Genomic DNA, 5,818 nt, shown 5'->3' with positions numbered 1-5,818 from the left:
CTTGTTTGTGGTCATGATGCTAGATCTTGATCTCGAGCATTTACGTCGTGATTTCAAGAAATTCTTACCCGTAGCTTTCTTGATGGGTGCAGTCATTGTCTTGGAATTGTCCATTGTCTTGATTCGCAGCTTTATCGGTACAAGCGCTCCAGTGCAGCCGATGCTTGAAGAGATGGCTATAGGCAATACCCAAGCTTTGGGTATGTTGATTTTCGTTGATTATGTTTATGCTTTCGAGGTTGCCGGAGTGATTCTCCTGGTGGCTATCATTGCCGCTGTTGCTCTGACTCTGCGTAATCGTAAAGATTCCAAATCTCAAAATATTCATGAGCAAGTGAATGTGAATTCTGCCGATCGCATGCGCATCGTCAAGATGGGTTCAGATATGGCCGCCAAGCAAGATGCTCGCGGAGAAAAGAAATGACTATTACCTTAGCCCACTATTTAGTGCTTGGTGCAATCCTATTTGCGACTAGCGTGATTGGTATCTTCTTGAACCGTAAGAATGTCATTGTGCTTTTAATGGCGATTGAATTAATGCTTCTTTCGGTGAACATGAACTTTGTAGCCTTCTCTCATTATTTGGGTGACATGGCTGGTCAGGTATTCGTATTCTTTATTTTGACTGTGGCTGCTGCTGAGGCGGCAATTGGTTTGGCAATCCTTGTTGTGCTCTTCCGTAAGGTAGACACCATCGATGCAGATAACCTTGACCACTTAAAAGGCTAGTCATGCAATTGACCTTAACTCTTCCTGTTCTCTGCGCAATTCCACTGGCGCCATTATTTGGCTCAGCTATTGCAGGATTCTTTGGTACTAAATTAGGCGGCAGTCGCATCGGAAATGGCGCTTGCCAGTTTGTCACCATTCTCGGTGTGATGATCGCTTTCGTCCTGTCTTGCTTTGTCTTGGTGCAAGTAATGGATGGCTTTTATTTCAACGGTACCGTCTATCGCTGGATGCAATTGGGTGAGCTCAATCTTGATATCGGCTTCTTAATTGACCCACTGACAGCGACAATGATGTGTGTGGTGACGTTTGTATCGTTGATGGTTCACATTTACACCATTGGTTATATGAAGGGCGAAGAGGGCTATAACCGCTTCTTCTCCTATATCTCCCTCTTCACCTTCGCCATGTTGATGTTGGTGATGAGTAACAATCTCTTGCAACTCTTCTTCGGTTGGGAAGCAGTGGGTGTAGTTTCTTATTTGCTGATTGGCTTCTACTACGAGCGTCAATCTGCTGTATTTGCCAATATGAAGGCCTTCTTGGTCAACCGTGTTGGTGACTTCGGCTTTATCCTCGGCATTGGCTTGCTATTGGCTAGCACTGGCTCTATGCAATACGATGTGATCTTTGCTCAGAACACAGCACTGGCTGCCCAAACATTACCGGGTACTAGCTGGAATTTAGTTACCGTAGCATGTATCTGCCTCTTTATTGGCGCAATGGGTAAATCAGCTCAGTTCCCATTGCATGTTTGGTTGCCAGACTCTATGGAAGGCCCAACCCCAATTTCTGCATTGATTCATGCTGCAACGATGGTGACAGCCGGCATCTTTATGGTGTCCCGCATGTCGCCTCTATTTGAGTTGTCTGATGCTGCATTGAGTTTCATCTTGGTAATTGGTTCGATCACCGCGCTCTTCATGGGCTTCTTAGGCATCGTTCAAACTGATATTAAGCGGGTAGTTGCTTATTCAACGCTCTCCCAATTAGGCTATATGACTGTAGCCTTGGGAGTGTCTGCTTACCCAATCGCCATATTCCATTTGATGACGCACGCATTCTTTAAGGCGCTCTTGTTCCTCGCTGCGGGTAGCGTGATTTTAGGTATGCATCATGAACAAGATATGCGCAAGATGGGCGGACTCTGGAAGTACATGCCAATCACTTGCTTGATGATGTTATTAGGTAACTTAGCATTGATCGGTACGCCATTCTTCTCTGGCTTCTATTCCAAAGACTCCATTATCGAAGCGGTAGCTGCTAGCCACATTCCTGGCTCTGGTTTTGCTTACTTCGCAGTGATGGCCAGCGTTTTTGTAACAGCCCTATATTCCTTCCGTCTGTACTTCTATGTGTTCCACGGTAAAGCCCGCTGGGGACATGCTGATGCTCATGCACATGATCACCATCATGATCATGCAGAGCAGGGTGACGATCATGCGCATCATGGTTTAGCTCCCGGTGAAAAACCGCATGAGTCACCATTTGTTGTGACCTTGCCTTTGATCTTGTTAGCGATTCCTTCAGTGATCATTGGTTACTTCACGATTACGCCCTTACTGTTTGGTACTTATTTTGGCGATTCAATCTTTGTCGATATTGGCAAACATCCAGCCATGAAAGAGCTTGCTGAAGAGTTCCATGGTCCGATTGCTATGGCAATGCATTCATTGACATCACCAGTATTGCTCCTAGTGGTACTAGGTGTATTAACTGCTGCGATTGGTTACCTCTGGGCACCAAAGTTGCCTGGCGTTGTTGCACAAGCATTTGCTCCTATCAAGAAACTCTTGGATAACAAATACTATCTCGACGATTTAAACCAAGCGGTGTTTTCTAAAGGCCTGCTGTGGATCGGCGGTATCTTATGGCATCGTGGTGATCAACAGGCTATTGACGGCTTCTTGGTTAACGGTAGTGCGCATGCAGTAGGGCGCTTTTCTGCAGTGATCCGCCATTTGCAATCCGGTTATCTCTATCACTATGCCTTCGCAATGATTGCAGGCTTAGCGGTATTGTTAGCTTGGGTTTTGTACGCTTACCTGCCTTTTGTTCGCTAGGCCTTTGTTACTTAAGTAGCCATCATGATTCTTTCTTTCGCCATCTGGATCCCGATTTTTTTCGGCATCATTATTTTGTTCTACGGTTCAGAGAGACCGACGGCCGGCGTTCGCTGGTTGGCACTCTTTGGTTCCGTATTGGGCTTTATTGCAACTCTCCCGCTCATCATTCATTTTGATATTGCCAATCCTGGCATGCAGTTTGTTGAAAAGATCAGTTGGATCCCTCGCTACGATATTAACTATCACCTGGGTATCGACGGCATCTCCGTTTGGTTTATCGTTTTAACTGCATTCATCAATATTTTTGTGGTGATAGCTGCCTGGGAAGTGATTGATAAGAAGGTGTCTCAGTACATGGCTTCTTTCTTAATCCTTTCTGGATTAATGATTGGCGTCTTCGCTGCTTTAGATGCCTTGTTGTTCTATGTATTCTTTGAGGCAACTTTAATTCCGATGTACATCATCATCGGTGTGTGGGGTGGTCATAACCGCATCTACGCCGCATTTAAGTTCTTCTTGTACACCTTGCTTGGTTCATTGCTCACTTTGATCGCCATGCTGTATTTGTACAACGTGACGAATACCTTCGAAATCTTGGCTTGGCACAATGCTCGCCTCGATATCGTTGAGCAAATTCTCTTGTTCTTCGCCTTCTTCATGGCGTTTGCTGTGAAGGTGCCAATGTGGCCTTTGCATACTTGGTTGCCAGACGTACACGTTGAAGCACCAACAGGCGGTTCGGTAGTGTTGGCAGCAATTATGTTGAAACTGGGTGCTTATGGCTTCCTACGTTTCTCATTGCCAATTGCCCCTGATGCCAGTCAATATCTTGGCCCATTTGTGATCTTCTTATCTTTGGTGGCTGTAATTTATGTTGGTGCAGTTGCCTTGGTTCAAAAAGATATGAAGAAGTTAGTTGCGTATTCATCAGTAGCGCACATGGGCTTTGTGACTCTCGGCTTCTTCCTCTTTAGTCCGCTGGGGATTGAGGGCGGTATTGTGCAGATGATTTCTCATGGCTTTGTTGCTGGTGCCATGTTCCTCTCAATCGGTGTCCTGTATGACCGTATGCATACCCGTCAAATTGCAGATTACGGTGGTGTGGTTCACCGTATGCCTGCGTTCACTGCATTTGCAGTCTTAATGGCAATGGCAAACTGCGGCTTGCCGGCTACCTCTGGTTTCGTGGGGGAGTTTATGGTGATTTTGGCTGCCGTTGATTACGACTTTGTAATTGGTATCTTGGCTGCAACCGCCTTGATTCTGGGCGCTGCTTACTCCTTGTGGATGGTCAAGCGCGTTTTCTTTGGTGCAATCACCAACAAGCATGTTGAGGAATTGAAAGATCTCAATGCGCGCGAGTATTTCATGATGACAGTACTGTCCATCTGTGTAATCGGAATGGGTGTTTATCCGAAGCCTTTTACCGACATTATTCATCCGTCCGTGATTAATCTGCTGCAGCATGTTGCTGTCAGCAAACTCTGAGTAAAAGCTAATGCAAGCATTCGACCTATACGCCGTCCTGCCGGAACTCGTTTTACTTGTAGTCGCCTGTCTTTTATTGGTGGCAAGTGTTTACGTGCCTGAGCGTCAGCCAGCCACCCCTGGAGTAGAGCAAGATATCTTCCACACACCACGTGGCGTTGGCTTCGTTTACTTCTTCTCGATTATTTTGCTGGTCTATTTGGTCTTTGCATTTTTAGGTCGCATTGGAGATGTTTCGGTCGTTGCTATGAATGGCCTGTTTCAGTCCGATCCTATTTCAAACCTTCTCAAGGCATGCTCATGTGGTGCTGTGTTGGTAAGCTTGGTATATTCAAAGCAATATCTCAGCGATCGCGCACTCTTCCGTCCTGACTTCATCGTTTTGGCTTTATTGGCCTTGTTAGGGCAGTGCATCCTAATCTCTGGTGCTAATCTATTGACTCTTTATTTGGGTCTTGAGTTAATGGCTCTGCCAACTTATGCTTTGGTAGCTATGCGTCATAGCAGTGAGAAGAGTGTAGAAGCAGCTATTAAGTACTTTATTCTTGGCGCATTAGCATCTGGTTTCTTGCTCTACGGCATGTCTATGCTTTATGGCGTAACCGGTTCACTTGATTTAATTGAAATCTTCAGAACAGTTGCTGATCCACGTATTAATCATTTGGTGATGGCTTTTGGTTTGGTATTTATTGTTTCTGGTTTAGCTTTTAAGTTAGGTGTAGTGCCATTCCACATGTGGGTACCTGACGTGTACCAAGGCGCTCCAACAGCAGTTACTTTGATGATTGCTGCGGCTCCAAAGATTGCTGCCTTTGCTTTGCTATTCCGTCTACTGGTGAATACTTTATTGCCACTGATGGGCGATTGGCAGCCAATGCTGGTCTTGTTGGCAGTTCTGTCTTTAGTGGTGGGTAACGTAACTGCCATTGCGCAAACCAATATGAAGCGCATGCTAGCTTACTCAGCCATTGCGCAAATGGGTTTTGTATTGCTTGGTATGTTGTCAGTTTTTGATGACCATGCTTTTGGCGCATCCATGTTCTACGCGATCACTTATGTATTAACTACATTAGGCAGCTTTGGCCTCTTAATGATGTTATCGCGCAAGGGCCATGATTGCGAAACTATTGATGATCTCAAGGGCTTAAATAAACGTCATCCATGGTTTGCCTTTATTGGCTTGGTAATGATGTTCTCTTTAGCCGGTATTCCGCCGACAGTAGGTTTTGCTGCTAAGTTGGGTGTACTTGAAGCTTTGGTTGATGGTGGACACACGTTCTTGGCTATCATCGCCGTGATTGCTTCATTAATTGGCGCTTTCTACTACCTCCGAGTGGTGAAGGTGATGTACTTCGATGAGCCAAAAGAAGAGCATGCTGAGGAGATTTCTGGGTCTGGTTTTGCTCGTGGAATTTTGAGTTTGAATGCGAGATTCGTGTAAACTATCTGTATCCTCCCATCAGGACTGATGACCGTTATCATCGATGCAATGCGCCGTACCCTATTGTGTACATCAGCAAGTTATCTAAGCTGAT

4 protein-coding genes and 1 pseudogene are annotated in these 5,818 nt (G+C 45.5%); all 5 read left to right on the top strand.

What is annotated here, in order from left to right; genetic code table 11:
- A partial coding sequence (locus B7X71_RS10910) for an NADH-quinone oxidoreductase subunit J (RefSeq protein ID WP_293600741.1) occupies nt 1-424 on the top strand: 424 nt, incomplete at its 5' end.
- Nucleotides 421-729 (top strand): NADH-quinone oxidoreductase subunit NuoK, encoded by a 309-nt coding sequence (gene nuoK, locus B7X71_RS10905; protein ID WP_114652695.1) that lies wholly within the window; start codon nt 421-423, stop codon nt 727-729. The genes B7X71_RS10910 and nuoK, both read left to right, overlap by 4 nt.
- Nucleotides 730-731: 2 nt before the next feature.
- Nucleotides 732-2,792: an NADH-quinone oxidoreductase subunit L gene (nuoL, locus tag B7X71_RS10900; RefSeq protein WP_293600740.1), complete on the top strand. Its 2,061-nt coding sequence runs from the start codon at nt 732-734 to the stop codon at nt 2,790-2,792.
- 24 nt (nt 2,793-2,816) lie between these two features.
- The gene (locus B7X71_RS10895; RefSeq protein ID WP_293600739.1) at nt 2,817-4,283 is read left to right on the top strand and encodes an NADH-quinone oxidoreductase subunit M; all 1,467 of its coding nucleotides are present in this window, start codon (nt 2,817-2,819) and stop codon (nt 4,281-4,283) included.
- Nucleotides 4,284-4,293: 10 nt separating this feature from the next.
- Nucleotides 4,294-5,817: pseudogene (nuoN, locus tag B7X71_RS10890) on the top strand (NADH-quinone oxidoreductase subunit NuoN).
- Nucleotide 5,818 lies beyond the last annotated feature (1 nt).

This window comes from Polynucleobacter sp. 39-46-10 (assembly GCF_002282275.1).
This window is presented reverse-complemented; position numbering and strand designations above follow the sequence as displayed.

Excerpts from the sequence above, each read along its gene's own strand:
- nuoK (WP_114652695.1), top strand. The coding sequence starts at position 421 with ATGACTATTACCTTAGCCCACTATTTAGTGCTTGGTGCAATCCTATTT.
- nuoL (WP_293600740.1), top strand. The coding sequence starts at position 732 with ATGCAATTGACCTTAACTCTTCCTGTTCTCTGCGCAATTCCACTGGCG.
- B7X71_RS10895 (WP_293600739.1), top strand. The coding sequence starts at position 2,817 with ATGATTCTTTCTTTCGCCATCTGGATCCCGATTTTTTTCGGCATCATT.